The sequence below is a fragment of the Lactobacillus sp. PV037 genome (assembly GCF_014522345.1).
GTDB lineage: Bacteria > Bacillota > Bacilli > Lactobacillales > Lactobacillaceae > Lactobacillus.
Genome location: NZ_CP041987.1, coordinates 759,038 through 785,545, shown reverse-complemented (window position 1 = coordinate 785,545; position 26,508 = coordinate 759,038). Strand labels below are relative to the sequence as shown.

Annotated in this window: 25 protein-coding genes; 20 read left to right on the top strand and 5 right to left on the bottom strand. The window is 32.7% G+C overall.

What is annotated here, in order from left to right; translation table 11 throughout:
• The 7 genes from dnaG (at window position 1) to FP435_RS04220 (ending at window position 6,636) form a co-directional block, all read left to right on the top strand.
• Window positions 1-1,875: a DNA primase gene (gene dnaG / locus FP435_RS04250; protein WP_265484606.1), complete on the top strand. Its 1,875-nt coding sequence runs from the start codon at window positions 1-3 to the stop codon at window positions 1,873-1,875.
• A 1-nt stretch (window position 1,876) separates the two neighbouring features.
• A complete protein-coding gene (rpoD, locus tag FP435_RS04245) occupies window positions 1,877-2,995 on the top strand; it encodes an RNA polymerase sigma factor RpoD (RefSeq protein ID WP_265484605.1) in 1,119 nt (372 codons plus the stop codon).
• A gap of 105 nt (window positions 2,996-3,100) precedes the next feature.
• Window positions 3,101-3,778, top strand: coding sequence for a tRNA (adenine(22)-N(1))-methyltransferase (locus FP435_RS04240; RefSeq protein ID WP_265484604.1), 678 nt, complete (start codon window positions 3,101-3,103; stop codon window positions 3,776-3,778).
• Window positions 3,779-3,780: 2 nt separating this feature from the next.
• Complete coding sequence (locus tag FP435_RS04235; protein ID WP_265484603.1) at window positions 3,781-4,578, top strand: Nif3-like dinuclear metal center hexameric protein; 798 nt, start codon at window positions 3,781-3,783, stop codon at window positions 4,576-4,578.
• A gap of 14 nt (window positions 4,579-4,592) precedes the next feature.
• Window positions 4,593-5,837: a peptidase T gene (gene pepT, locus FP435_RS04230; RefSeq protein ID WP_265484602.1), complete on the top strand. Its 1,245-nt coding sequence runs from the start codon at window positions 4,593-4,595 to the stop codon at window positions 5,835-5,837.
• Between the two features lie 204 nt (window positions 5,838-6,041).
• Window positions 6,042-6,305 (top strand): type II toxin-antitoxin system RelB/DinJ family antitoxin, encoded by a 264-nt coding sequence (locus FP435_RS04225; protein ID WP_265484601.1) that lies wholly within the window; start codon window positions 6,042-6,044, stop codon window positions 6,303-6,305.
• Window positions 6,295-6,636: a MazF family toxin-antitoxin system gene (locus FP435_RS04220; protein ID WP_265484600.1), complete on the top strand. Its 342-nt coding sequence runs from the start codon at window positions 6,295-6,297 to the stop codon at window positions 6,634-6,636. The genes FP435_RS04225 and FP435_RS04220 overlap by 11 nt, the downstream gene beginning before the upstream one ends.
• Window positions 6,637-6,701: 65 nt before the next feature.
• Here the strand turns inward: FP435_RS04220 and FP435_RS04215 are convergent, their stop codons facing one another.
• The gene (locus FP435_RS04215) at window positions 6,702-7,316 is read right to left on the bottom strand and encodes a DUF3862 domain-containing protein (RefSeq protein WP_265484599.1); all 615 of its coding nucleotides are present in this window, start codon (window positions 7,314-7,316) and stop codon (window positions 6,702-6,704) included.
• The gene (locus FP435_RS04210) at window positions 7,303-7,689 is read right to left on the bottom strand and encodes a hypothetical protein (protein ID WP_265484598.1); all 387 of its coding nucleotides are present in this window, start codon (window positions 7,687-7,689) and stop codon (window positions 7,303-7,305) included. Before FP435_RS04210 ends, FP435_RS04215 begins: the two co-directional genes overlap by 14 nt.
• A gap of 693 nt (window positions 7,690-8,382) precedes the next feature.
• On the opposite strand from FP435_RS04210, the gene FP435_RS04205 reads away from it, so the two are divergent.
• From FP435_RS04205 to FP435_RS04160, 10 genes are all read left to right on the top strand, one after another.
• Window positions 8,383-9,198: a type I-E CRISPR-associated endoribonuclease Cas2 gene (locus tag FP435_RS04205; protein ID WP_265484597.1), complete on the top strand. Its 816-nt coding sequence runs from the start codon at window positions 8,383-8,385 to the stop codon at window positions 9,196-9,198.
• Window positions 9,199-9,603: 405 nt separating this feature from the next.
• Window positions 9,604-10,293 (top strand): zinc-ribbon domain-containing protein, encoded by a 690-nt coding sequence (locus tag FP435_RS04200; RefSeq protein WP_265484596.1) that lies wholly within the window; start codon window positions 9,604-9,606, stop codon window positions 10,291-10,293.
• Window positions 10,294-10,565: 272 nt separating this feature from the next.
• The gene (locus FP435_RS04195; RefSeq protein WP_265484595.1) at window positions 10,566-11,420 is read left to right on the top strand and encodes a zinc ribbon domain-containing protein; all 855 of its coding nucleotides are present in this window, start codon (window positions 10,566-10,568) and stop codon (window positions 11,418-11,420) included.
• Between the two features lies 1 nt (window position 11,421).
• Window positions 11,422-13,044 carry a TcaA 3rd/4th domain-containing protein gene (locus tag FP435_RS04190; RefSeq protein WP_265484594.1) on the top strand — a complete coding sequence of 541 codons (1,623 nt, stop codon included), beginning with the start codon at window positions 11,422-11,424 and terminating at the stop codon, window positions 13,042-13,044.
• A complete protein-coding gene (locus tag FP435_RS04185; RefSeq protein ID WP_265484593.1) occupies window positions 13,028-13,915 on the top strand; it encodes a hypothetical protein in 888 nt (295 codons plus the stop codon). Before FP435_RS04190 ends, FP435_RS04185 begins: the two co-directional genes overlap by 17 nt.
• A 37-nt stretch (window positions 13,916-13,952) precedes the next feature.
• Window positions 13,953-14,681, top strand: coding sequence for a hypothetical protein (locus FP435_RS04180; RefSeq protein ID WP_265484592.1), 729 nt, complete (start codon window positions 13,953-13,955; stop codon window positions 14,679-14,681).
• A 187-nt stretch (window positions 14,682-14,868) separates the two neighbouring features.
• On the top strand, window positions 14,869-15,726 hold the full coding sequence (locus tag FP435_RS04175; RefSeq protein ID WP_265484591.1) for a helix-turn-helix domain-containing protein: 858 nt from the start codon (window positions 14,869-14,871) through the stop codon (window positions 15,724-15,726).
• The gene (locus FP435_RS04170; RefSeq protein WP_265484590.1) at window positions 15,723-16,559 is read left to right on the top strand and encodes a helix-turn-helix domain-containing protein; all 837 of its coding nucleotides are present in this window, start codon (window positions 15,723-15,725) and stop codon (window positions 16,557-16,559) included. Before FP435_RS04175 ends, FP435_RS04170 begins: the two co-directional genes overlap by 4 nt.
• A 14-nt stretch (window positions 16,560-16,573) precedes the next feature.
• The gene (locus tag FP435_RS04165) at window positions 16,574-18,190 is read left to right on the top strand and encodes a peptide ABC transporter substrate-binding protein (RefSeq protein WP_265484589.1); all 1,617 of its coding nucleotides are present in this window, start codon (window positions 16,574-16,576) and stop codon (window positions 18,188-18,190) included.
• A 33-nt stretch (window positions 18,191-18,223) separates the two neighbouring features.
• Window positions 18,224-19,000, top strand: a complete 777-nt coding sequence (locus tag FP435_RS04160; protein WP_265484588.1) for a DUF4767 domain-containing protein — start codon at window positions 18,224-18,226, stop codon at window positions 18,998-19,000.
• Window positions 19,001-19,151: 151 nt separating this feature from the next.
• Here the strand turns inward: FP435_RS04160 and FP435_RS04155 are convergent, their stop codons facing one another.
• From FP435_RS04155 to FP435_RS04145, 3 genes are all read right to left on the bottom strand, one after another.
• The gene (locus FP435_RS04155) at window positions 19,152-20,540 is read right to left on the bottom strand and encodes an IS3 family transposase (protein ID WP_265482988.1); all 1,389 of its coding nucleotides are present in this window, start codon (window positions 20,538-20,540) and stop codon (window positions 19,152-19,154) included.
• 43 nt (window positions 20,541-20,583) lie between these two features.
• Window positions 20,584-21,962, bottom strand: a protein-coding gene (locus tag FP435_RS04150) for an IS3 family transposase (RefSeq protein ID WP_265484587.1) whose coding sequence is annotated in 2 segments (ribosomal slippage) — window positions 20,584-21,482 and window positions 21,482-21,962 — 1,380 coding nt in all. Because the reading frame shifts where the segments join, the coding sequence is not laid out codon by codon here.
• Between the two features lie 87 nt (window positions 21,963-22,049).
• Entirely contained in the window at window positions 22,050-22,895 is an 846-nt protein-coding gene (locus FP435_RS04145; protein WP_265484586.1) for an SLAP domain-containing protein, read from the bottom strand.
• Window positions 22,896-23,085: 190 nt separating this feature from the next.
• Between FP435_RS04145 and FP435_RS04140 the strand changes: the two genes are divergently transcribed.
• The 3 genes from FP435_RS04140 (at window position 23,086) to budA (ending at window position 26,502) form a co-directional block, all read left to right on the top strand.
• Window positions 23,086-23,979, top strand: a complete 894-nt coding sequence (locus FP435_RS04140; protein ID WP_265484585.1) for an SLAP domain-containing protein — start codon at window positions 23,086-23,088, stop codon at window positions 23,977-23,979.
• Window positions 23,980-24,088: 109 nt separating this feature from the next.
• Entirely contained in the window at window positions 24,089-25,774 is a 1,686-nt protein-coding gene (alsS, locus tag FP435_RS04135; protein WP_265484584.1) for an acetolactate synthase AlsS, read from the top strand.
• A gap of 17 nt (window positions 25,775-25,791) precedes the next feature.
• Window positions 25,792-26,502, top strand: coding sequence for an acetolactate decarboxylase (budA, locus tag FP435_RS04130; RefSeq protein WP_265484583.1), 711 nt, complete (start codon window positions 25,792-25,794; stop codon window positions 26,500-26,502).
• Window positions 26,503-26,508 lie beyond the last annotated feature (6 nt).

The following is a 26,508-nucleotide window of genomic DNA, read 5'->3' as shown; positions in this document are numbered from 1 at the left end:
ATGGCAGGCCGTATTCCAGAAGAATTAATTAATGAAGTAAGAAATTCGGTAAATATTGTTAATGTCATTGGACAGTATGTATCTTTAGAAAAAAAGGGCAAAGATTACATCGGTTTATGCCCTTTCCACCAAGAAAAAACTCCTTCCTTCACGGTAAATGAAGAAAAGCAATTTTTTAAGTGTTTTGGATGTGGGAAGGGTGGAAATGTATTCAAGTTTATCATGGAAAAAGAACATTTGAATTTTCCAGAGAGTGTTCGTGTAGTTGCTCAAACTGCTAATATTCCTTTACCTGAAACACAAGGGTCACGTACCTATACTTTAAGTCCTTTAAAACAAATGTATAAAGATACTGCTGAATTTTATAATTTTGTTTTAGTAGATACTCAATTAGGTGAACGAGGCCGACAATACGCACAAAAGCGTGATTTAGATGATGAAATTATCAAACATTTCCAGATTGGGTATGCACCAGAAAGACCAAATGATCTTTTTAAATATTTAAGTAAGAAATATGACGAACAATTACTAAGTCAAAGTGGACTTTTTGTTCAAGGCGAAGATGGGACTTTATATGATCGCTTTCGTGATCGCTTAATGTTTCCATTAGGGGATGAGGCTGGATACACTGTAGGATTTTCAGGGAGAAGAATCTCTGAAAATAAAGAAATAGCTAAGTATGTGAATTCACCTGAAACGAAAATTTTTAATAAATCGAAGTTGCTCTTCCATTTTTCTGAGGCTAAAAAAGAAGCCCGTAGTAAACAAAAAAATGAGTCACAGTTAATTTTATATGAAGGATATATGGATGTGATTGCTGCCTATAAAGCAGGAGTTAAAACAGGGATTGCATCGATGGGAACAAGCTTAACCGATAGTCAGGTTTCTCTGATTAAACAAGTAACTCCAAATATTATCATTAATTATGATGGTGATAGTGCAGGGGTGCATGCAAGTGAGCGAGCAATCAAAATGTTTGCTAGTAAAAAGCAAGTAAATCCATATGCATCTTCAAATGATGAACGCAACTTAAGTGTGGTAAGTTTACCAGATGGGATGGACCCAGATGAATATGTAAAAAAATACAGTGCCAAAGCTTATCGACAAGCGTTAAGTAATGCTCAACCAGCAATTGATTTTTTGCTGAGCCGGCTTGCTAAAAGGTATGATCTTACTAATACAAATGAAAAAGAAAAATTTGCCAGAGCGGCAATTTCATTAATTGTTCAGGCTACAGATGATTCTTTAAAACAAGGCTACTACCTTAATGAAATTGCTAAAAAGACAGAAATTTCTGTCGATTTATTAAAACCAGAGTGGAATCGGCAACAAATTGCACGTAATCGGGTAAATAGAAAAATTTTTCGAAATACCCTTAGTCAGTCGCGCAGACTCGATGATGAGCAGGTTACTTCTCCTGCGGTTGAAGAACAAGTTGATAAAAATGTTGTCTTAGATAGATTATTGTATTTATTTATCCATTCAAATAAAGCTCGAGATTTAATTTTGAGTAAACATTTCTTATTTCCGGTAGAAAGTTATGCACGCTTGGAAGAACAATGGCTCCAGTTTCAAGAAATGCATCAGAATCCTAATGTAGAAAGTTTTGTGGATTTTGTATCACCAACCAATTTAAGTACAATAGTTACTAATTTTGAAATGAATCAAATGCCACCAATTGAAGATGAGACCTTGGAACAAGAAATTGATGATTTGATCCAAGCAGTTAATGCAGAAAAGTTAGATAATGAGCTTAAAAAGTTAAAAGAAGAAATTGAAGATGCAATTCAAAAGAATGATAATAATAAAGTATTGCAACTCTCAAAAAAAATTATAAATTTACGTAGAACAGAAAAAGAAGGAGGATTACTTTAATATGGCAGAAAAAAAGACTACAACTCAAGAACAACCAAGTCTCGATAAAGTAGTAAAAGAAGTTGTCAAAGAAGTAAAGAAAGATAAGCAGATCGTTGATACAGACTTTACTGCACGCTTAATTACTCCTTATCATTTAGAAGGAAAAGCAGTTGATCAGTTAGTTCAAGAATTTGAAGATAACGGGATCTCAATTGTTGATGAAAAGGGTGAACCTTCTAAGTTAGCATTAAAGAAACAAAAAGATGTTGAAAAAGCTGAATTAAAAGATATGTCAGCTCCATCTAGTGTTCGAATGAATGATCCAGTAAGAATGTACTTAAAGGAAATTGGTCGTGTTTCTCTTTTAAGTGCAGACGAAGAAATTGCATTAGCAAAGAGAATTGAAGATGGTGACGAAGAAGCAAAGCAGGAGTTAGCAGAAGCCAATTTACGTTTGGTAGTTTCAATTGCTAAAAGATATGTTGGACGTGGAATGTCATTTTTGGATTTAATCCAAGAAGGTAACATGGGATTAATGAAAGCAGTAGATAAGTTCGACTATCGATTAGGATTTAAGTTTTCTACTTATGCAACTTGGTGGATTCGTCAAGCCATAACTCGTGCAATTGCTGATCAAGCACGGACAATTCGTATTCCTGTTCATATGGTAGAAACAATTAATAAATTAATTCGTATTCAACGTCAATTGCTTCAAGATTTGGGGCGTGAACCAACGCCAGAAGAAATTGGTGCTGAAATGGATATGCCAACAGATAAAGTAAGAGAGATTTTGAAAATTGCCCAAGAACCTGTATCAATGGAAACACCAATTGGGGAAGAAGATGATTCTCATTTAGGAGACTTTATCGAAGATAAAGATGCAACAAGCCCTGAGCAACATGCTTCATATGAACTTTTAAAAGAACAGTTGGAAGGAGTACTTGATACTTTAACTGACCGTGAAGAAAATGTATTGCGTTTACGTTTTGGCCTGGATGATGGACGTACTAGAACATTGGAAGAAGTAGGACGAGTATTTGGTGTTACTCGTGAACGTATTCGTCAGATTGAAGCTAAAGCTTTACGTAAATTACGTCACCCAAGTCGGTCAAATCAATTAAGAGACTTTTTAGATTAATAGTTAAGTTAAAAGGAGGAAGAAGAAAATTCTTTCTTCTTTTTCTTTTGTAAAATTTTAGTAAACTAGTATTAGAAGACTTACAAGTAGAAGGGAAAATAAAATATGGAAGAAAGATTAGGACATCTAGCAGAAATGGTGGATCAGGATGCAAGATTAGCTGATATTGGAACGGATCATGCGTACTTACCAATTGAACTTATTAAACGAAAAAAGATTGATTTTGCAATTGCTAGTGATGTTGCTAAAGGGCCGCTTGAAAATGCAAAAAAAGATATTGCTGAAGCTGGATTACAGGGAAAAATTGAAACTAGATTAGGATCTGGATTAGAAACTTTAACAGATGATGATAATTTAGATACAATAGTAATTGCAGGGATGGGTGGAAAGCTGATGACAGATTTACTGGAACAGGCTAAAAATTCAAAGAAACTCTATCCAACTTTAATCTTAGAACCTAATGTCGGTGAACCAGGAGTTAGAAGTTGGCTAGTTGATAATCAATATAAGATAGTAAAAGAAGAAATTATTGAAGTCAGTGGCCACATTTATGAATTAATTAAAGCTACCTTGCAAGAGAAAAAAGTTCCCCTCTCGGAAATGGAGATACAATTTGGTCCGGAATTATTAAAGGAAAAGAATTCAGTTTTTACAAAAAAATGGACCAATCAGTTAAAATACCAAACCCAATTATTGAGTAATCTCAATAAAGCAAAAGTTAAGGCAAATGATAGAATAAAAGAAACAGAAAAATTAATAGCAGAAATTAAGGAAGTATTATAACAATGACCCAAGTCAGAGATATTGTAAAACAGTTACAAGAAGTTTTCCCAGAAGATATTGCTAGTAAGGGAGACCCTGTTGGAATTCAAATTGGTTCTTTAAGTCAGAAAGTAACCAAAGTGATGACTACGCTTGATGTACGACCACAGGTAGTAGAAGAAGCAGTAGAAAACAATGTAGATTTTATTGTGAGTCATCATCCAGTAATTTTTCGTCCAGCTCGTAATTTAGATTATGCTGATCCGCAAAATGCAATGTATGCCAATATTATTAAAAACGGAATTACAATTTATTCAATTCATACGAATTCAGATAAAGCAAAGAACGGTTCTTCTCAATGGGAAGCAGAGGAATTAGGGTTAGAAAATATTGAACCATTTGCTCCTGATGCCGATGGCATTGCAATTGGACGTAAGGGAAAATTACCCCATAAGATGACGGCCTATGATTTTGCCTACTATGTTAAAAATAAAATGAATTTAAAAATGGCGCGACTAATCACACCAAGTAATGAAAAAGAAATTTCAACTGTCGGATTAATTTGTGGAGATGGAGGAAAATTCTGGAAACGTGCTGTTGAAGAGGAAGTAGATGCCTTTGTAACTGGTGATATCTATTATCATGTTGGTCATGACATCATTTCTTCAGGTTTAACAGTAGTGGATCCAGGCCATTATAGTGAAAAGCTATTTAAATATAAGGTAGCTGAATTATTAGAAAAATGGAATAAAGAGAAAAGTTGGAAAACTGAAGTTATTATTTCAGAAGTTTCAACAAATCCATTTCAAGATTTATTTTAAAGAGGTAATATAAAATGACAGAATATCCAACCCTTTTACCACGTTTTTTAAAGTACGTTCAAATAAATTCACGTTCAGATGAGAACTCTACAACTGTTCCCTCTACCAAACGAGAAAAAGATTTTCAAAAAGATGTTTTAATGAAGGAATTGATGGACTTAGGTCTAAAAGATGTTCACTACAATGAAAAAAGTGGCTGTGTCATTGCAACTATTCCTTCAAATATTGACTATAAAGTTCCAGTTTTTGGCTTACTAGCACATAGTGATACGGCAGATTTTAATTCAGTAAATGTTAAACCTCAAATTACTAAAAATTATGATGGAAAATCTAAGATCCGTTTAGGGGAATCAGAATTTTATTTAGATCCAGAAGTTTTTCCTCATTTAAAAAACTACAAGGGTCAAACTATCATCTCAGCATCAGGTGATACTTTACTTGGTGGGGATGACAAATGTGGAATTTCTGAAATTATGACTTTTGCGGAATATTTGATGACTCATCCAGAAGAAAAACATGGTGAAATTAGAATTGCTTTCACTCCAGATGAAGAAATTGGTACTGGAGCACAACATTTTGATGTAGATGAATTTAATGCAGATTTTGCATATACTGTTGATGGCGAAGCGCCGGGTAAATTAGATTGGGGAACTTTTTCTGCTGCTCAATTTAGTTTAGATATTCAAGGGGTTAACGTACACCCAGCTGTAGCAAAAGGACAAATGATTAATGCAATTCAAGTCGGAATTGATTTTCAAAATTCTTTACCTCAGAATGAAGTACCCGAAAAAACTGATGGAAAAGAGGGATTTTTCCATTTAATGAATTTTGAAGGAACAGTTGACAGTGCTCATTTAGATTACATTATTCGTGATTTTGAACGACAAGGGCTTGAAGAACGTAAGAACTTGGTTAAAAGCATTGTTAAGAAGATGAATGAAGAGCTTGGCAGTGAAAGAATTAAGTTGAAGATGTGGGATCAATACTATAATATGGCTGATGAACTGAAGAAGCATATGGAGATTGTTGATTTGGCAAGGGAGGCTTATAAAGCAGAAGGTTTAACAATAAACGAAGATCCTGTTCGCGGGGGTACAGATGGTTCTCAATTAACCTACATGGGACTCCCAACTCCAAATCTTTTTGCAGGTGAAGAAAATATGCATGGTCGTTTTGAATACACTGTTTTAGAAAGTATGTGGAAAGCCGTCGATGTATTACGTCAAATTAATAAATTAAATGTTGAAAGAAACAAGTAACAACGGCATTTTAAAGAGGTTACCTTTGATTAAAGGTAGCCTCTTTTTTTGTTAATTTGGTTTTAAATTTTATAAAAGGTAAAAATTTGTAGAGGAGTCGCCCAGTGTTTACTAATATTATTGAATTTATCTTTTTAGTATCACATTATAATCATTTTATAGTATAATACAGATATAAAATGATATTTATTAAAGGAGATTATTATGGAAGTTAAAAAAGTTCAAGTAAATGTGGATAGAGAAATTGCAGAAGATGCAGAAAATGTAATGAACGAAATCGGAATAACTCCAACCGCTGTAATTAATACTTTGTATAGAGAGATTGTTGCAACAGGCAAGATTCCTTTGAGTTTTTCCTTGACTCCTGAACAAATAGCAACTATGAGAATCAAAGAAGCTGCAATGCGTCTACCAAATAAAAAGATAGAAACAGATGAAGAAATTGCGGAGTTCTTTGATGAAGAGTAATGAAATATACATAGCTTATGTATCATGGAAAAATGATGGTAAGCACAGACCAGTTTTAATTGTAAAAGTTAATAAAAAAGAAGTTAGGGTATTTAAGATTACGACGCAGTATGAAAATAAATCTCAATTTATTAAAGAAAAGTATTATAAAATACAAGATTTAGTTTCAGCTGGATTAGTAAAACAATCGTACATTGATACTGGTGAGACGTATACTTTAAATAGTGACAAAATTAAGTTTAAAAAGATTGGAACGCTTGGTTTAGTAGATATTTTGGGGCTTGATAAGTTCATTAATAGAAGGTACAAAAAAAGGTACAAAAAAGAGTAAGATTTCTAAAAATAGAATTCTTACTCTTAATTTTTAGTCTAGGGAGTTTTTCAAAAACTCTTTCTTTATTTTAAATCTGTCTGATTTTTGGATTCTAATCTATTATTATTAAAAACGAAGGTAGCACTCGCTGTGGCATCTCCCTTGACGCCTGTAAGCCAAGTACCAGTTAAATTCTTTGTACCCATAATTAATGATTCATTTAAACTGTCAGGTTCGCCAAATTGCTTTACGATAGTTTCGTATGAAGATCCATCTTTTACTTTATTGAAAGTAGCTAAAGTAATTTTAGTTGGACGACTAGAAAATTTAAATCCACTAATATCTTTTGATACAACATTATTGTTAATTGTTTGAATTACAATAGTAACGTTTCCTTTAACAAAAGTTTCATCTTTAACTTTTATGCCATTTGTTGTACTTGAGGAGGTTGAAGAGGGAACACCTAATAGTTTTTCTACATTGGTGAGGGTTGAACCTCCCTGACCTTCTTGAGCCAAATCACCGACCTTGATTTTATTGAATTTTTGTCTCAATTCTTTATTTTGTGAAATTATTTCATTTTTACTACTTGATTGTGAAGTAGATGTTTTTGTGGAATTTCCTGTATTTCCACAAGCTGTAACTCCTAAAGCTAACAAAAGGGTGGTACTTGCTAACAATAATTTATTTAGTTTCATTTTTGTATTCCCTTTTAAAATTCTTTAAATTAGCTAAGTAGATTGAACCCCCGATGATGGCTAAGATTCCACCTACCCAGCCTAAAGCAGGAATTAACGAAATGGCTCCACCAACTATTAAGAGTACATTTGATGAAGTTTTAACTTGCTCAGTTCCCTTATAATAGATGGCTCCAACAATTCCTAAAACCAAAATTGCTATTTTTATGATGTATAGCAAGATAGTAATTATACTGAATGTTATTGCGCTATCCGAATTATTGCCGACATCCACCATGGCTCCGGCAACCATAAACCAAACACCAAAAAGTAAAACGATACCTCCAGCTAGTCCTACAATCCCATTTGTTAGGGCTAAATTTTTGTTTTTCACTGAAAAACACTCCTTAAGTAAATTCAGCTTTTAAAGTCTTCAGTATCTGGACTGTAAATATGAGATTGTTTTTTTATTTTAAGATATAGCTAAATTATATAATTAATATTTTCACTATCATCCTGTCAGTCAATGTAGTAGCAAATTAATTCTTCTACCAAAAAACACTTTCCTTTACATCCACTATAAATTTTAATATGAGTCCTTTCTTTAAGTAACTCTTTTAATTTCCTATTCATTACTTTTATTTTACTATTTAATGACTATTAATTCTATAAAATTAGTGGTTTATGGAAATAATAGTGAAAGAGGGCGAGGTCTAAAAACGTGTTAAAGGAGAAAAATAAATGAAACGTGAAAATTTAAAAGATCTAGGCTTGCATGACGAACACATAGGGTGGCGTTCACCCTTTTGCGATAGAAGATAAAATTAATATTGCTTAAATAATCCAAGTTATTTAAAATTAAAATTATCTTTCATCTTGGAGGAATTAAAAGTGAAAGTTATTTGTGACTTTGTGTCTGTAAATTTTGGAGAAAAAGTGGATTATGATTACAAATTTTATCAAGATATTTTCAAAAGTATTATTTGCATTGGTTTTAGTGGCAGGAGCTGTTAAGTCGATTCAAATTTTAGAGCCAGCGCAACCAACGTTTGCCTCAATTTTCTCTCCGAGGAGACCTAACTAAGTGGTGCCAAGAAGTCCAGACTGGGTTTATGTTGGAAACTTTAGTGCAAGAATTAGAGAGTTGTTATGGGAACGCATTCAGGAAAATTTAAAAACTGGAGAAGCTACCTTAATTTATTCTACAAATAATGAGCTAGGGTATACTATCAAGACAACACGAAAAGATAAAAAAGTGGTAGACTTTGATGGATTGCCTTTAGTGAAGCATCTTATTTTTAAAGAGACGTCTTTAAAAGAAGAGAAAAATTATGGATGGAGTACAGCTGCTAAGATGCATCAAGCTAGGCGTACTAAAAGTAAATTAATTGTTCATTCTTCTTTATCTAAAGAAAAATATTTAAAAAATGTAGTATGTATTGATACTGAGATTACCGGATTGGATCCTGAAAAAGATGAACTGATTGAAATAGCTGCTGTTCGGCGTAATAAGACCGGTGAAATTATTAAGTTTCAGCGTTATATAAAAATTGATCAAATAGTTAGTTCAAAAATATCCCAATTAACTGGTATTACTAATGAAATACTTAATAAATCGGGATCAAATTTGGATAATGCTTTAACTGACTTGGAAGAGTTTATTGGGGATAATCTTATTATGGGTTATAACATTAGATTTGATTTAGAATTTCTACGTTTTGGATTTATTAAAATGGGTAAAAAGATGTTTAATAAAAGTAGAGATTTATTAAGATTGATAAAAAGAAAGAATAAGTTCATGAGCAATTATCATCTAAATTCTGTATTAGATAAATATAATATTATTAATGAAAACCCTCATACTGCAGCTGGGGATGCACGAGCAACTTTTTTTATTAGGTGAAAAGCTATATGAAGAAGGAATATTAAAGATCTAATTGGTGTTTTTGATATTGCAAAAATTAGCTATAATTAATTCGGCGATTATTAAAACTCATCAAAATTTAGAAGTAGTAATTTAAAAAGGTTGATATAACGGAATTTTTAACTGTATTCTCCACGTAAGTGGAGGCAATTGTAAATATCACTTCCTTACCTATCTTCATCTACTAAAAGTATAGATTTTGTAGATGGGTCAAGATTTGTGTGCTCAGTTATTGATTTTATTATTCGGTATTATCCAATCAACTTTGTAAGCTAATATAAAAATAACAAGTGTATTATTTCAATCTGGAAGATTTTAAGACAAACGTTTAAGAATGGTATAAAGTAAAGGAGTTGAAAAAATTAAATATTTTTGGAGGAAAATATGCAAAGTAATGTAGAGAAAAATGGAAATAACAATTTTTCTGTTAGTTTATTGATGCCTTGGATCAAAGGAGTAATGGAAGTTAATGAGAACTTCATGCATGTCAAAATGCCTAATACAACTTTCTTTGGTCTTATTCCAGCAGGTGGAAGAAATCAAAATATTCCGCTCCCTGGTTTAACAAGTGTAGAAATTGAATCAGTCTACAAAATTGGAAGCATGCTTTTAGGAATTTTGATTGCCATCGCAGGATTTGCTATGTTTAATACTAGTGCCTTAGGAGCAGTGTTAGTAATTCTTATTGGTGCTTTAATATTTTTAAGTGGTATCCGGACTAAATTAATTTTTGAAAAGTCTGGAATGGAACAATCAGTTGCAGTACCATTTTTTGAAAGTGCCCATGTACGTGAGTTTGCAGATGAAGTTAATAATAAGATTCAAGAATATCAAAATGATAGAAATACTCGCGCCCAAATGGATCGCCAAATTCAAAATCAGCAAGCAACTTCTCAAGATATTGTAAATGCGATTAATAATCAGCAACAACAAGAACAAGCCCCTCAACTTAAAGCTGTTAATGCTTCTACGGATGTTTCTAGCGATACAGACACTAAGTTTTGTTCAAGTTGTGGTAACCAAGTAGCTGCTTCAGCTTCATTTTGTACAAACTGTGGAACAAAATTAAATTAATACTGAAAATTTATCCCCTTTTATATAAATCCCCTCATGGAATTATGATTTGATGTAAAATTCAAGCCATAATTCTTTTTTATTAATAACATTAAGTGCGGGGGTACTAAAAAATGGTGGGAGGGGCGCCGTTTAATTCCTGAAGAAATGCCTAAATCTTAAGCCTTTAAAATAACAATTGTATTATTTCAATCTGGAAGATTATTAGACAAACTATTAAAAATATTATAAACTTTAAAAGTTGTAAAAATATTTAATTTTGGAGGAAAGTAATGAAAACGTGTCCAAATTGTCATGCAGAAATGACAGAAGATGTAAAATTTTGTACAAATTGTGGAACAAAACTAGATAGTGCTACTTCACAACAACCTAATACTTCAAATTCAGGAGTTTCGAATGGATTTAGTAATTTTGCCGAAACTATTACTACAAATGTAGATTTTAAAAAAGAAGGAAAAAATTACTGGTCTTGGTTAAAATCAGGTTGGTTCCATCCTATGGAAGAAGTTGACGGTAGTTCCTGGTATGGAATCAGTACATTAGTTGCTGAAATTATTTTAACTTTTATTGGAGTTCGAATTTTAATTGGTAAAGGGATTAGTGAGGCTATCAAGGGATCAACAATTAGTATTGCTGATAAATCAATGATTACTAAGTTTGTTAGTGGACTTGTTTTTAAACTCAGTTTACTAACAATTGTAATTTGTGCTGCCTTACTTGCGGTTACTTACTTTATACGCTTATTTGTTTATGGGCGTAAAGAGAATCCATTTTCTTTCGTTAACGAAGTATCACATCGAGCAAGTTTAGGAGTAATTATAACCGTACTTTCTTTCTTATCATTAGCTTTATTTAGCTCTCCAAGTATTGGTGCAATAAAGTGGAATGTGTTTTTAATCAGTGCGGGCCTTGTATTATTTACCTTAGCAATTTATAGTATGATTTTTGCAGGTGAAGGCGCAGTTCATGATAAATACTTTGGTGCGATCCTTTATGCAATTGCGTATGCCATCATTCTTTACATTGCCTGGTCTGTAATAAAAGATATGGCTGTTTCAGCTATTATGTCTCAATTCCATGTAGACTTAGGCCAATTTTGGAATTATATGGGAGGCAGTCGCTACTAAAATGAAAAAATTTTGTCCAAATTGTGGGAAACCGGTTAATCCGACTGATAAAGTATGTGGTAATTGTGGACATCGCCTTTCTGACCAGAAAGAGCCTGTAGAAAAAGTTTCCAAATCTACTCAGCTTCCCCAAGAAACTGAACATAGTACTCAATCTTCTGCTTTAGATTCTAAACAGCAATCTTCAATGAAATGTCCAAATTGTGGGAAATCTGTTAGTCCAACTGATAAAGTATGTGGTAATTGTGGATATCATTTAAGCGAGCCTTCTAGGGTTAAAAAGGCACCTCAACAATCTAAAAAATCAGTTTCAAATTTTGAATCTAAACCCCAAATTCAAAAAAGAACACAATCTGTTCCTCGTCGGCCAATGAAAACAAAAAATAAAATTTTACTTGGCTTAGGAATTGGAGTAGTGATTATTTTAGGTGGAGGCTATTATGCTGGTAGCCAATATTTTAGCCAATCAAATCAAGTGGATCGAATTTTTGCAGCGGTAAAGAATCCTAATGCTAATTTATCTAAGGATGTAATTTCAGATGATAATACAACTAAAGTAACTGCAGCTAGCTTAAAGCCATTCCAAAATTATTATCATGAAAATCAAAAAGAAGCCGATGATTTAGCAGAAAGTATGAAAAATAACACTAATACTTCTCAAGTTCAATTAGTTAAAAATGGCTCTAACTTCTTAATTTTTCCTAAGTATGTTTTGAAATTGAGAACCTATAAGCCAGAAATTTCAACTAATCATGATAATTCTATTGTTAAGATTAACGGGAAAACTATTGGTAACTTAACTGAAGATGGTGCTAGTTATACAACAACTAGTCCAAGCCTTTTTCCAGGGAAGTATAATTTAGAAGTTCAATCGGATGTTTCAGGTCGTACTTTAAAAACAAGCTCTAGTGTAGACGTTTGGAATAATAAAGATATTAATTTGGATATTAAAACCCAAACTTTTAAAATTAAAGGCACACCTAATGCTGATGTATATATTAATGATCAAAAGATTGGTACGTTAGATAATGATGGTGAAGCTACTTGTGAAGATTATCCAATGACAAAAAATATGAATCTTTATTTAACAACTACTTACAATAAAAAGACTATTAAATCAGAAGTAATCACTGATTTAGAAGGAGAAATTGACAGTATAAGTGATGAGGAAAATGGAACCTCAAACAGTGGTACTGTAACAATGGAAGATGGTAGCTGTATTGTTGAACCTCAGTGGGATGGCGTTATTTCTAAAGATGATGCTGAGAAACTATTGGATAATGCATGGTCCTCACCAGATTCTGATGAATTTATTGATGGTGAAGACAATAAAGACTACAACGATATTAAGAAAGTGCTTAAGGATATTGATAAAAATGAAGAAATAAATTCCGCTGACAAGGAAATCGTTGTTGAGTCAGTAAGTCCTGCTGGAAAAAATATGAGTGCAATAATCTTTAAGATTAATTGGACTTTCCATAAAGATGATCATGATAAAGATCAAACTATGGAGTATAAAGGTGGCTTAATCGAAAAAGATGGTGATGATTACAAGATTAAAACCATTGGAATAGGTAAATTAACTAAAGATAAAAGAGTAGATACAGATGACGATGATGACTAAAAAATTAATTTTACTTAGTAGTGTAGCTTTAATAAGTTTAGGAGCAACTGCTTGCCAAAATGATCAGCAAAAATCAAGTACAACTTCGTCTGCTAGTGCTTCTCAAAGTAAGAATAATTTTCCAGAAATAGGGAGAGATAAAAGTACTTCTTCGACAGCTAGTGAAAAGTCAGGGTCAGTTGATTCTGACTTTTCTAATAATGAATGGATGTTAATGGGCTATTTAACTTATAAAGATAAAAGTATTAATAATCTTCAAAGTACAATTCAAGAAATTGAAGATGACTTTGCTAAAAGAGATTTGACCGCCCAGAAAAACTCGGAAAGCTCATATACTTTATCCAATCAATATGGAAGTGTTGATGTAAATATTAAGGAAGATAAAGTAGTAATCTCAAATGATGGTGTAACTACTGTTTCTAAAGATGAACTAGCAAAAGCATTTTCTGGAAAAATGTCTTCGATTAAGGCAATGATTAAATACATAAACTCTACTTCAAATTCGGATTCTTCAGACCACTCTACTAATGATAATGAAGGTGGTTGGAAAAGTAGCTTACCTGCAGAAATATGGGGTAAGTATGAAACAAAAAAATATGGGGCGGATCTTATGAGTACAGTAACCATTGATGCAAATTCGATAACTCTTTGGGAATCGGGAATGCCACCTCGTGAAGGCAAGAATGTTAAATACAAGCAAGTCTCTAATAATACTTATCTTATTCAATATGATGGAGAAGCTCGAGGGTTATATAAAGGTGAAAAAAATGCCCGAGTATTATTCAGAAAGAATGGCAGTATTTATCAACTTGGTGAGATACAAAATGGGAAAACATCCTGGGACTCACATGATTATTATAAAAGTAATTAATTGGATAAATTGAAGAATTTAAGAAAGAAGAACAATAATGACTAAAAAATTAATTTTACTTAGTAGTTTAGCATTAATAAGTTTAGGAGCAACAGCTTGTCAAAATAATCAACAAACTAGTAGTACATCTTCTTCGCAATCATCTGTAAGTAGTAAAGCAAGTCTACCATCTGTGAATAAAACAAGTAATTCTTCAGTAGAGGAGTCGAATCAATCCTCAAATTCAGAGATAAGCCAAACTTCTTCAAGTGATCAAATGAGTTCCTCAAGCGCATCTTCAACTAGAAGCGAGCAATCCCAAGATACTAACAAAGAATCAGAAACTAACCTTCCAGGGGATGAAGGAGCTTTCCCTATTCCAAGTGAATATCAGGGAACTTGGTATGGATATGACAGTGAGGGAAAAGAAGAAAAGATTACTTTTGAAGGATCAAAGATTATTACTGAGGAAGGCTCTACACAACTTCGTAAAGTAAATATAAAGAAGCTACCAGATATTCCAAGTGAAAAGCAGGCAGTCGCCGCTAAGGATTATAGTCGGGCACTAATAGTTAGCGTTGATGGTATTCAATATATTAATGTTAGAGGTTATTTCCAAGGTGCAGGAGATGGTGGATATTATGGCGCTCATACTGAAAAAGGACAGCCAGTAATTGTCACTGCACATGGAGCTGGCGCTTGGGCAGATGGAGTATATTGGAAATCCCCAGAATTAGCTAAACAATATAAAGATGAAAAATTTGATGATTTAAATTATCAAGATTAGAAATTAAAAGTTAAAACAAAAAGACTACATAATTACCTAACGAAAGTTAAATAGGTTATGTAGGCTTTTTGTTTGAATTTATTACAAATTTTCATATTGGAAGATATTTTGAAGGATTAAGTGTTTGTAGTAAAATAGGTATGTTTTTAGACTAGTTTCTAGCCTCATTGAAAAGGAGTAATTTTTAATGGTAAAATTAGGAGCTGCACTAAAGAACATACGTCTTCAAGCAGGCATTACACAACAAGAAATGTGTGAAGGTGTATGTTCTGTATCAGCCTATTCTAAAATTGAAAGAGATATTCATAATATTGATATAGATACGCTTTGTGAAATTTTTGATAACAACCTTGGTGTAATAGATGTTGACAGCTTTTTAAAAATTATGTTAAGTGAAAATTCTAAATCTGAAGAATCAAGGTTACTAGAAAGTATTTCTCAGGCACTTGTTTTAAAAGATAAAGATAAGTTTGAGAAGATTAGAAAAGAAGCGATAAATAAAAATTTAAGCGAATTAATCAAAGAAGGATTAGCATATGCAGAAACGAGTTTTGGCATAGCTAAAAAGTGGCCAGCCACTCCTGAAATTAAAAAAAGAATTCAAATTTTATATAGAGTAGAAAATTGGGGTGGAATAGCAGTATCGAATTTAAGAACTTTGTTGCCATTTATGGATAGTAAGGAAAGAGTCTCTTTTATTAAATTAGTGCACCGTACTTTTAAAGGAGAAGATCTAGATAACGATTTTAGGACGGAATTTTTATTTTTGCTGGTAGATTATTTGAAAATTTTACTAAATGATGAGGCTCCCAAGGAAGATTTCATTTTACCTTTTAACATAGTTGGAGAAATAGCTAGTCCTTTATACGATGAAGGTCATTTTGGATATAGTTTTATTGTTAAGAAAATTGAAGCTATTGTGACTGAAGATAAGGATCTATATCGAGATATCGTGGTAATCCAGAAAGCTATTAAGATGGTTCCAGAGGATGAATCTGAGTCGTTAGAAGACAATAAGTATTATCAAAAGAGGAATCTTAAATGAAAATTTCAGAGTTATTAAAATTAATCCGCACCCTTACAGGAAAAACTCAAAAAGAATTTAGTGAAGGAATCATGACCGAATCTTATTATTCAAAGGTAGAGCGAGGTATTCATCAGATTAATGCTGATAGCTTTTTTGAATTAATAAATAAAAACTACTCTGATCCAAAACTTGAAAGAAGTATTAGGCGGATTCTAGTTGCTGGTGAAAATACAAAAAGATTAGAAAAAATAAGTAATGAATTATCAAAGACACTTTCTGATGAAGAACAAACAAGGCAGTATTACGAAAAATTATATAAGGAAGTAAAAGAGTTAAATGAAGAAGTACCGCACTCTGTGTACCTAAATTTACTTTCACTAATAGTGGCAGTTTTTCCTAACCTGTTAAATGAGCAAGAAAAAGAGTTACTTCGAATTGATTTGAAAAAGATAAATTCTCCTACTTTAATAACATCTAGCATATTGCTAAGACTACAATATACTACTTCTCTTTATTCAACTGCGGAAATAATAAAACTGATGAAAATTTTAGGTCAGTATATTATGAAGAATAAAAAAGATACTTATTTATATTTAAAATTTGCAGAGGTAGTTGTTATTGGTATCTTCCATGGACGTTATGAGAAAAATGAAGAACTGAGGGAAGAAGTGAAAAAAATGTTAGATTGTGTTTTAAAACTTGACCCTCATAATACGACATTTATTTATATTAAGATTCATATATATTTATATGAAAAAGAAGTCTTAGGAGAACCTTATGCAAAAGTAAATGATGCCGTAAGTAGAGTTGTAGAAAATATTTTACCTAATTATTCAGCAAAACAAGATTAAAAGGAAGATAAGAAATGAAGGTTAAACAAAAACTAGGAGTTGTAACACTTGTGGCAATAAGCTTATTAGCGGCGGGTTGTAGCAAGCAAAATAGTAAAGATGAAACAAAGAATTCAGAATTAAATTGGGCTACTACAGGAGAAATAACCACTTTAGATGCAAGTAAAGTTGCAGATACTGCAAGTATGGGTGCATTGGTAAATATGGGTGAAGGTTTGTATCGAATTGATAAGACCGGAAAACCAAAGTTGGCATTAGCGGATAAGGTTACTGTTTCCAAAGATAAAAAGCACTATGATTTTTATTTAAGAAAGACCAAGTGGGCTAATAATGAAGATTTAACTGCAGAAGATTTTGTTACTACCTATCGCCGTATTAGTGATCCGAAAACTAAGTCTTCAAGTATGGGGTTAATGGGTCTTTTTAAAAATGGAAAGGATATTGTTCAAGGAAAAAAGAAGGTAACTAGTTTAGGAGTATCAGCACCTTCTAAATATCACTTGCATTTTGATTTGCAAGTTCCTAATACAATGTTAAAAGAGTACTTAAGTTTACCTTCCTTTTATCCTCAAAATAGTCGTATTTTGAAAAAGGCTGGTTCACGTTATGGAACATCTTCAAAATATTTTGTGGCTAATGGACCATTTAAAATAAAAAAATGGGATCCAAATCAAAAAAATTGGGTTTTAATTAAAAATGAAAATTATTGGGATAAAAAGCATGTGCATTTAAAAAAGATTAATGTTCAGTCTAATGCAAGTACGATCACTAGTTATAATCTTTATCAAGCTGGTAAAAGTGATAATACCTTTCTAGATAGTAGCCAAATTGCAGCTAATGAGAAAAAGAAAGAATTTCATGATTTTCCGACTTATGCTATTACTAGAATGGATTTTAATTTCAAGAATAAAGCTTTAAAAAATTTGAAAATTCGTCAGGCTATTGCTGCAGCAATCAATCGACATGAACTTTTGAAGTCACTTCATAGTACCTCAAAACCTTTGCTGGGTCTTATTCCAGAAAACTACAATAAAAATCCTAAAACTGGCACTCCTTTAGAAAAAGATGCTTATGTAAAAGAAGCTGTAACCTATAATTTACAAAGGGCAAAGCAACTTTGGAGTGCTGGAAAGAAGGAAGAAAATCTTAAAAATCTTGAACTTACTGTTTTATCAGATGACAGTTCTGCAGGCGAAGAAACCGCTGAGTATATTCAAAGTAATCTCTCAGAATTACCAGGATTAACTGTGAAAGTTCGTCATGTTCCTTTGACACAGCAATTAGCACTAACGGCTGCTAAAAATTATGATCTAAATATTTATTCTACTTCTACACAAATTCCTAGTGCAATTGATCTCTTAAATAATTTCAAAAGTACAACGCCACAAAGTCCGGGCTGGGATAATAAAGAATATGATAGTTTATTAACAGATGCAATCAACAAAAATGGTGCTGATCCAATAAAACAGTATCAAGATTATGTTAAGGCAGAAAAACTTTTGATGAAGCAACAAGTAACAATACCATTATTTGAAATTAACAATTCAGTATTAATTAAATCTAAGGTAAAAGGTTACATTTTTATGCCAAATTACCTAGAGTTTGATTTTAAGTCGGTTTATGTAAATTAATATTTAAAAAGTAAATTATTTTTGGAGGATAAGATGAAATTTTGCCCAAATTGTGGAAACAAAGTTAAGCCAGAGGATAATGTTTGTAGTAATTGTGGTTATCGCCTTAAGCAAAAAAGTAATCAGGCATCTCAGACAAATTCAGATTCTTATCCAGCACCAGCAACTCGTACTGAAATTTCAAGACAGTCTCCCTCAAAAAAGAAGCATACTGCCTATAAGGTTTTCATTACTTTAGGCATTCTTGCAGTATTAGGAGAAGGAGGATACATTGCTTATCATCATTTTAATCAATCTTCTACTTCGCAAATTGAGTCTTCTGCTAATTCTACAAATTCAAGCAGTTCCGTTACTAAAACTAGTAGTGGAGAAAATAGCCAAGAGAGTACAACTACTAGTCAAGGTTCAGGTTATTGGAATTCAGAAAAGGAAGCAAAATTTGAAAGCTTTTTTGCTGATTGGGCTGCAGGGATGAACCAGAATTATACAAAGTACACAGGTGGTCAATTGCGTACAGATTCTGGTAGTGAATTTCCTAAAATGTTTGATCGTTTTGATGTAAATGATGAACCGGTTTCAATTGGAATGAGTGAAAATGGGGAAGGAAATAATGATTATAATGTGGTAGCAATGTATAATTATAATAAACCTGGCGCTCCTGGCACGCTTCATATTACCTACTTTTTTGCTTTTCATAATGGTAATCCAGTAGTCTTAGTAGATCAAAGTACGAATGGGGACCGCATAAAGGCAACAGAGACAGAAAATAAGAAACTAAGTGATGGCTTTGCTCGAATTGCAAATGAATAAGTGATAGGTAGTATTGACTAAAGAATGTAAAAAAGAGATCGTTTTTGTGAAGTGCCATAAGAAAGTTAGACACTTTATAAAATTTTAAATACTTGATAATACACGATTTCTGTATTTTGATATGAACCCTAAAATTAGGACATATTATTAATTAGCTTTGATTCATAATCGCATTCCGATATTCAATCGGTGTGCGATTTTTTAGTACAGTTTTAATTCGTTTAGTATTGTAATATTCAATATATTCTTTGATGGCTTCTTCTAACTCATCTAAATTACTAAAATTATTTTCGAATCCATAAAACATTTCTCTTTTAAGTATGCCAAAGAAACCCTCCATCATGCCATCATCTAAAGAATTACCTTTACGTGACATACTTTGGGTTATGCCATGATTTTTAAGCCATGATTGAAAGAGAGGATGTTGATATTGCCAGCCTTGATCAGTATGAAATACTAAACCATTAAGGGCCGGATACTTTTTATAGGCCAGCTTTAACATATCCATTACTTGTTTTAAAACAGGATGACGACTTAGAGTATAAGAGACAATCTCTTGTGTGCAACCGTCCATAATTGGGGATAGATAAAGCTTTTCACCATTCAAATGAAATTCCGTCACATCTGAATACCACTTTTTATTTGGAATTACAGACTTGAAATTACGTTTAATCAAGTTACTTTTGATCTTACCTACAGTTCCACGATAGCTTGAATATTTATGCTTACGTCTAATGGCAATGCCATATAAGTGCATTTTAGTCATTAGACGTTTTACTTTCTTATGATTGATTTTAAGTCCTTCACGTTGAAGTTGTGCAGTAATTCTTCTATAACCGTAGCGATGTTTGTGCTCTTCATATACTTCTTTGATCCTTTCCATGATATTTTGGTTTTTCCTATCTTTATCATCATGTCCTTGAACATAGTAATAATTACTCCTAGATAGGTGAGGAAGGTCAGGTTTAGAATTGATCACTTTAAGCACAAAACTCACAGTCACATGAAGTTCTTGCCTTAGCTGTGTGACTGCAGAAACTATTTCTTGTGCTTTTGGTTTCTGATTCTTTGTGCCACTAAGGCATCTAATTTTTTTATAAATTCGTTCTCGACAGTAAGCTCTAAATTCTTTTGTTTGAGGTCCTTGATTTGCTTTTGAAGTTCTTGAATCTGTTTGTCTTTGTTCTGCATTAGATCTTCTACCTTTCTTATGATTAATGACATTATACCCATTTTCTTTGTATTTGCGAACCCAATTGTAAAGCATGGCCCTACTACGTAAACCAAGATCTAATGATATTTGGGACATAGTTTCGTCTCCTGAAAGAACCCTTCTAATTGCCTTTTCTTTAAATTCTATTGAATAAAAAGTATAGGGCTTATCTAGGATTTCTAATCCATATTTATCGATTAATTTAAATAAGTATCTAAGACTATCAGAGGTAATTCCATATTCTTTTCCTAATTGAAGAGAAGATTTACCGTAATATTTCCAATTATTATAAATATCAATTTTATCTTGTTTAGACAGTTTAGTCATAATAAAAAACCTCGAAATTCTTGTCCGAATTTCGGGGTTCATATCATTTTACAGGAGTCGTGTATTTTAATTTATTGGAACGACGAATATTATTAAACCAAGTGACATACTTACTTAACACTTGCTTCATCTCTTCAAGAGAGCCAATCTTAAGTCGATTTAGGCATTCTCTTTTCATTAGGTTGAATATAGTTTCACCTGGCGCATTATCATGACAATTTCCTTTTCTAGACATGCTTTGTGTAATATTCATTTCTTTAAGACGGGCTTGATAACCAGCATTTTGATATTGAAAACCTTGATCAGAATGTAAAATTGGTCGTGCATCTTTTGGTAAATTTACTTCAAGTTCATCAAGCATCCTATAAATAGTCTTCATCTCAGGAGAGTAACTAACTGCACAAGCCAGTATTTCCAGAGATGCTTCATCAACTATTGGTGAAATATAGACTTTTTTGCCATTAGTTAATTTGTATTCTGTTACATCGGTATGCAAGACCTTATAAGGGATAGTCTCATCAAAGATCTGATTAAGAATATTAGGAGCCTTTTTGCCAACGCTACCTTTATAAGAACTGTACTTAGCTGTATTCTTATGATAAATCATGGTTTTAATACCCATATCACGCATAATTTTACGAACAGTTTCCTTAGCAAGATTGATACCAGTATCTTTTAAAGCGCCCCAAATACGCCGATAACCGTATGTTTCATTACTTTCATCATAATAAATATGATTAATTTCTTTCTTAACTTTAGCGTATTTATCGCACTTATTAATTCGATTTTTTAAGTTATCATAATATGTTTTTCGATTAAGCTTAAGCAGACTAAATAAGGTATTCAGCTTTACAGTTGGCACTTTAGCCCGAATATCCTTGATAATTAGCGTTTTTTCTTTGTTGGATAGCGAGGATATCGGGCAGCCACTTTTTTTAAGACAAGATTCTCCAGTTTTAATTTTTCGATTTCCGCTTCTTGTTTAATAATCTTCTCTTCATATTTTTGCTTCTCACTAAGTTTTATCTTTTGAGCTTGTTTCTTTTTAGGTTTCTTAGGCATTTTGGATGGATGTCCTTTCTGCTTAGGAAGTAAACCAGCCATACCTTCTTTTTTAAACTTATTAACCCAAGTGTAAACCTGAGAAGAATTTATATTGAACTTGGCAGCTACTGGAGTTATTCCTAAATTAGGATTATTTAAATAATAGCGTACCACATTTAACTTAAACTCAGGAGAATAGTTCATCTTCTTATGTTTAATTTTAAGAGATTCAAGGCCATTTTCATTAGCCTGATGAATCCATTTATATACCATAGAGTAAGGAATATTGTACTTTCTACTTAATCCCTTTATTGAATCTTGATGATTAAAGAATTCAGAAACAATCTTAATTTTGAACCCATTAGAATATTTAGTCATAAAAAATACCTCACAATCGTTAGATCTATGTCTAACAATTATGAGGCACTTCATTGGAAACGATCTCTTTTTGCTTATTAAGTTAAATTACTTAGTTGCTTTCTTAGCCTTAGTATCAGCTTTAACAGTTTTTGAAGCTTTTACAGCTTTTTTAGTAGGCTTCTTAGTATCTTTAGCAGCTACCTTTTTGCTATCTTTGGTAGCTTTCTTAGTATCTTTAGTAGTTACCTTTTTGCTATCCTTGGCAGCTTTTTTAGTGTCTTTAGTAGCTACTTTTTTAGTATCTTTAGTAGCTTTCTTAGTTACCTTAGTAGTCTTTTTAGTAGCTTTCTTTGAAGTTTCCTTCTTAGCAGTTTTCTTTGAAGTTGCTTTAGCATCTTCAACCTTAACATTAGCTAATTTAACGTATTGGTCTTTAGCAATTTTAACGTATTTCTTACCCTTGATAGTCTTTTCTTCAAGTTTGGCAACTTCACGCTTAGTGTTTCTCTTAATTACGCCGCTCTTAGCAACACGCTTACCCTTAGCATTGTAAATAAATGCATTGTGCTTGAATACTAAAGTCTTCTTAGTAGACTTCTTTGTATCTGCTTTCTTAGTGTCATCCTTTTTAGCATCACTTGCAGCGCTTGAAGCTTGGCTTGCACTTGATGAAGCAGCACTAGCTGCTGAAGAAGTTGCAGAACTTGCAACACTAGAATCAGCAGAGCTAGTTGCAGCACTTGCTACTGAAGATGAAGCAGAACTTGCAGCTGAAACATCTGCGCTACTTGCAGCGCTAGAAGCAGCAGAAGAATCTGCAGCACTACTAGTTGCTACAACAGCAGCAGAGTCTGCATCTGCAGCTTTAGCATTAACTCCACCAGCAACTGCAGGTGCTAATGCAAGAACAGTTCCTAAAACAGTTGCAGAATACTTAATAGATTTTTTCATGATATCTTTCTCCATTCAAAATAATTTTTCTATCAATAATAATATCTTACACATTAAGATTTGCAATTAGTTCCTAATATCTAAAGACTTTCTTAAACTTTTTGTAATATCGGCAGATTTTTGAGGAAATATTTTGCAACACTTAATTAATGAGACAGTGTATAATTGAAGAAAGATAAAGGAGAGAAAAATGAAGAACAAATTTATATTATTGACCGGTGTTACCTTATTAGGTTTGAGTTTGGCGTCTTCAGTAAATGCTGCCAGTATTAATACTAATTTAATTCATAATAGTTATGTTTATTCAGGTAGTGGGAAACGTCTTAATAAAAAGACATTAAAGAAAAATAGTATCATTAAAGTCCTAGATACCAAAACAATTAAGAATAAAAAATACGTTAAGATTGCTAAAGACCAATACATTAAAGCTACTAATGTAGCAATGCCAATTAAAAGAACTTTAACCCATAATGCTTATATTTATAACGATAAAGGTAAGCGTGTTAAGAAAGTAGTTTTAAAGAAAAATAGTAAAGTGACTACTTTTGAAACGGTAACAATTAATAAGAAGAAATTTTATCGTATTGGGAAAGATCAATATGTTAAAGTAGGAAACTTTAAGCCAACAAAAGTTTTATCTTCAGATAATAAGATTGAGAAAACTCTTAAACAGACTGCTGCTTTGTACGATGAAGAAGGAAATGTAATTAATGGTGATTATGTTCAAGAAGGTACCACTTTAGAGATAAAAGGTACTAAAATTATCGATGGTGAAAGATACTATCAAACGGCTGGGGGTTATATTAAGGCTGCAATGTTTGAGGATGAAGGAGTAGATTCAACTAAATTATCAACAAGCGTTAATTTTGAAAAGTTGAGTAATACAATTTCTTCAACTAGCTTAACTACTACTCAATTGCAAGAAAAATATCATAAAGCTGATGAAAAAGTTCGTCGTGATTATGATGAAGCAGTTGCTACAGCTAAAAAAGTATTAGCAGACAAAAATGCAAGTACTCAGGACCTCACAATTGCAAACACTGATCTACAAGTAGCTTTTAATGCAATAAATGGAGAACAATAAAAATATCCTTGAAAAAGGATATTTTTTTGTTGCTAAGCAATTATATTTTTAAAATCTAGCTTTATCATTTAAAATAAGAAGGAGTATAAAAGAATAGAGGTGCCTAATTATGGAAAAGAAAATATATGGAGCAGATATTATCATAGATAGCTTAAAAAAACATAATATTGATCTTGTTTTTGGTATTCCTGGAGCAAAGATTGATCGTTTATTTGAAGCTTTAGATGGGAAAGATAGTGCAGACTCCCCTCAATTAATAGTAACTAGACATGAACAAAATGCAGTTTTTATGGCTCAAGCCTATGGGCGCTTAACTGGTAAAACAGGAGTAGCTATTGCAACCTCTGGTCCGGGAGTAGGAAACTTAACTACTGGTTTAATGACTGCTGATGCAGAGGGAGATCCAGTTTTAGCAATTGGGGGACAAGTCCAAAGAAAAGATTTGTATCGTGCAACTCACCAATCGACTCCTGCAAAGCAATTAATGGCTCCAATTACACAATTTAGTGCAGAAATTCAAGATCCAAATAATATTTCTGAAACAATGGCCAACGCAATCGAAGCAACGCAAAATGCACCTAAAGGAGCAGCTTTTGTTAGTTTGCCACAAGATATTGACGATGCAATTATTACGGAAAAGCCTCTTCCTGTCTATCCTTATCCTAAAATGGGACCAGCAGATCCAGCAGATTTGAAGAAGGTTGTTGAATTAATTAAGGAAAGTAAATTGCCAGTTATTTTGGTGGGGCAAAGAGCTGGAGATGAATCTTCAACAAAGGCGTTGCGTAAACTATTAGATAAGTTTCCTTTCCCTGTCGTAGAAACTTACCAAGCAGCTGGAGTTATTTCAAGAAAGTTAGAAAAAGATTCTTACTTTGGTCGTGTAGGATTATTTAGAAACCAAGTAGGAGATCGGCTTTTAGCAAAAAGTGACCTAGTATTGGCAATTGGGTATGATGCAATTGAGTATGAGCCTCGCAATTGGAATAAAGAAGGAAACTTACGAATTATTAATTTGGATAGTGTTCCGGCTCAAATTGATAATAACTATACACCAATGATGCAATTAGTTGGGAATATCACTACCAGTTTAAAACAATTAACTGATCTTTTCTGTGATGAGTGTTACTCATATCCAGATAGTAGTAAGAAGCTGTTAGCTGATTTCAAAGCAGAACTTGATAGAGAAATTGAAGTCCCGAAGCAGACCAAGCCGACAAAGTCCCATCCCTTAGCAATTGTTAAGGCAATTCAAAATAATGTTAATGATGATACTCATGTAGCTTTAGATGTAGGTTCACATTATATTTGGATGGCACGTTACTTTAGAGCTTATCAACCAAGACATTTATTAATTTCAAATGGAATGCAGACTTTAGGAGTAGGTTTGCCATGGGCAATTGTCGCTGCTTTACTTTATCCAGAAAGAAAGGCAGTTGCGGTTTGTGGAGATGGGGGCTTTATGTTTTCAGCCGCCGAGTTGTCAACTGCAGTTGAACATAATTTGAACTTGGTAACTATTGTTTGGAATGATGGCGGGCACTATGATATGGTTAAATTTCAAGAAGAATTGAAGTATCCACAAGCTGCAGGGGTAAACTTTGGTGAAGTAGATATTGTAAAATTTGCAGAAAGTTTTGGAGCAACAGGGATGCGAGTTAATAAGCCGGAAGAACTAAATGAGGTTTTAAAGCAGGCTTTTGCTACAAAAGGTCCTGTAGTAGTTGATGTTCCAGTTGACTACTCCCATAATAAAGAATTAGCGAAAAACTTGATTGATTCTCAATTAGGATAGTAAAAAGGAAGTTAACAATGACAACATTATATGAACATGGAACACTTGCTTCTTTGATGGCAGGTAATTTTGAAGGGACTTTAAGCTTAAAAGAACTTTTGAAACATGGAAGTATTGGAGTAGGAACTTTTAATGATTTAGATGGTGAAGGAATTATTTTAGATGGTCATGTTTATCAAGCAGAATCTTCTGGAAAAATAAATGAAATTACCGATTTAGAACAAAAAGTTCCCTTTGCGTCGGTTCATTTTCCTGAACAAGGAGAAAAAATTGAATTAAATAATACTGATATTAAAGTAATAGAAGATGAATTACCAAGAAAGTTCAACTTACGCAATGTGTTTGCAGCAGTTAAACTTCATGGAGAATTATCCTATTTACACACGCGTATTGCGCCTAAGCAAGAGAAACCTTATCCAAGTTTTTTAGAGGTTTCAAAAGATCAACCAGAATTTACTTATGAAAATGTTTCTGGAACAATTATTGGCTATTATGCACCAGCCATTTTTGACACAGTAACAGCTGGTGGCTGGCATCTTCATTTTTTAAGTGATGATCGTCAGATTGGAGGCCACTTATTAGATTTTAAGAGTAAAAAATTAGTAGGAAATTTGGAAGTTTTTGAAACTTTTGAGCAGCATTTTCCAATTTATAATCAAGAATTTAGAAATGGTAAAGTCAATCTAGACACATTAAGACAAGATATCGCTAGTTCTGAAAAAGCGTAAGAAATA

What these genes read in the sequence shown, in the direction of transcription:
- FP435_RS04155 (WP_265482988.1), bottom strand. Translation starts at nt 20,540, where the DNA reads ATGACTAAACTGTCTAAACAAGATAAAATTGATATTTATAATAATTGG.
- FP435_RS04175 (WP_265484591.1), top strand. Translation starts at nt 14,869, where the DNA reads ATGGTAAAATTAGGAGCTGCACTAAAGAACATACGTCTTCAAGCAGGC.
- FP435_RS04145 (WP_265484586.1), bottom strand. Translation starts at nt 22,895, where the DNA reads ATGAAAAAATCTATTAAGTATTCTGCAACTGTTTTAGGAACTGTTCTT.
- FP435_RS04225 (WP_265484601.1), top strand. Translation starts at nt 6,042, where the DNA reads ATGGAAGTTAAAAAAGTTCAAGTAAATGTGGATAGAGAAATTGCAGAA.
- FP435_RS04215 (WP_265484599.1), bottom strand. Translation starts at nt 7,316, where the DNA reads ATGAAACTAAATAAATTATTGTTAGCAAGTACCACCCTTTTGTTAGCT.
- dnaG (WP_265484606.1), top strand. Translation starts at nt 1, where the DNA reads ATGGCAGGCCGTATTCCAGAAGAATTAATTAATGAAGTAAGAAATTCG.
- FP435_RS04185 (WP_265484593.1), top strand. Translation starts at nt 13,028, where the DNA reads ATGACGATGATGACTAAAAAATTAATTTTACTTAGTAGTGTAGCTTTA.
- FP435_RS04170 (WP_265484590.1), top strand. Translation starts at nt 15,723, where the DNA reads ATGAAAATTTCAGAGTTATTAAAATTAATCCGCACCCTTACAGGAAAA.
- FP435_RS04235 (WP_265484603.1), top strand. Translation starts at nt 3,781, where the DNA reads ATGACCCAAGTCAGAGATATTGTAAAACAGTTACAAGAAGTTTTCCCA.
- FP435_RS04180 (WP_265484592.1), top strand. Translation starts at nt 13,953, where the DNA reads ATGACTAAAAAATTAATTTTACTTAGTAGTTTAGCATTAATAAGTTTA.
- budA (WP_265484583.1), top strand. Translation starts at nt 25,792, where the DNA reads ATGACAACATTATATGAACATGGAACACTTGCTTCTTTGATGGCAGGT.
- FP435_RS04190 (WP_265484594.1), top strand. Translation starts at nt 11,422, where the DNA reads ATGAAAAAATTTTGTCCAAATTGTGGGAAACCGGTTAATCCGACTGAT.
- pepT (WP_265484602.1), top strand. Translation starts at nt 4,593, where the DNA reads ATGACAGAATATCCAACCCTTTTACCACGTTTTTTAAAGTACGTTCAA.
- FP435_RS04195 (WP_265484595.1), top strand. Translation starts at nt 10,566, where the DNA reads ATGAAAACGTGTCCAAATTGTCATGCAGAAATGACAGAAGATGTAAAA.
- FP435_RS04220 (WP_265484600.1), top strand. Translation starts at nt 6,295, where the DNA reads ATGAAGAGTAATGAAATATACATAGCTTATGTATCATGGAAAAATGAT.
- FP435_RS04160 (WP_265484588.1), top strand. Translation starts at nt 18,224, where the DNA reads ATGAAATTTTGCCCAAATTGTGGAAACAAAGTTAAGCCAGAGGATAAT.
- FP435_RS04140 (WP_265484585.1), top strand. Translation starts at nt 23,086, where the DNA reads ATGAAGAACAAATTTATATTATTGACCGGTGTTACCTTATTAGGTTTG.
- FP435_RS04240 (WP_265484604.1), top strand. Translation starts at nt 3,101, where the DNA reads ATGGAAGAAAGATTAGGACATCTAGCAGAAATGGTGGATCAGGATGCA.
- alsS (WP_265484584.1), top strand. Translation starts at nt 24,089, where the DNA reads ATGGAAAAGAAAATATATGGAGCAGATATTATCATAGATAGCTTAAAA.
- FP435_RS04200 (WP_265484596.1), top strand. Translation starts at nt 9,604, where the DNA reads ATGCAAAGTAATGTAGAGAAAAATGGAAATAACAATTTTTCTGTTAGT.
- rpoD (WP_265484605.1), top strand. Translation starts at nt 1,877, where the DNA reads ATGGCAGAAAAAAAGACTACAACTCAAGAACAACCAAGTCTCGATAAA.
- FP435_RS04165 (WP_265484589.1), top strand. Translation starts at nt 16,574, where the DNA reads ATGAAGGTTAAACAAAAACTAGGAGTTGTAACACTTGTGGCAATAAGC.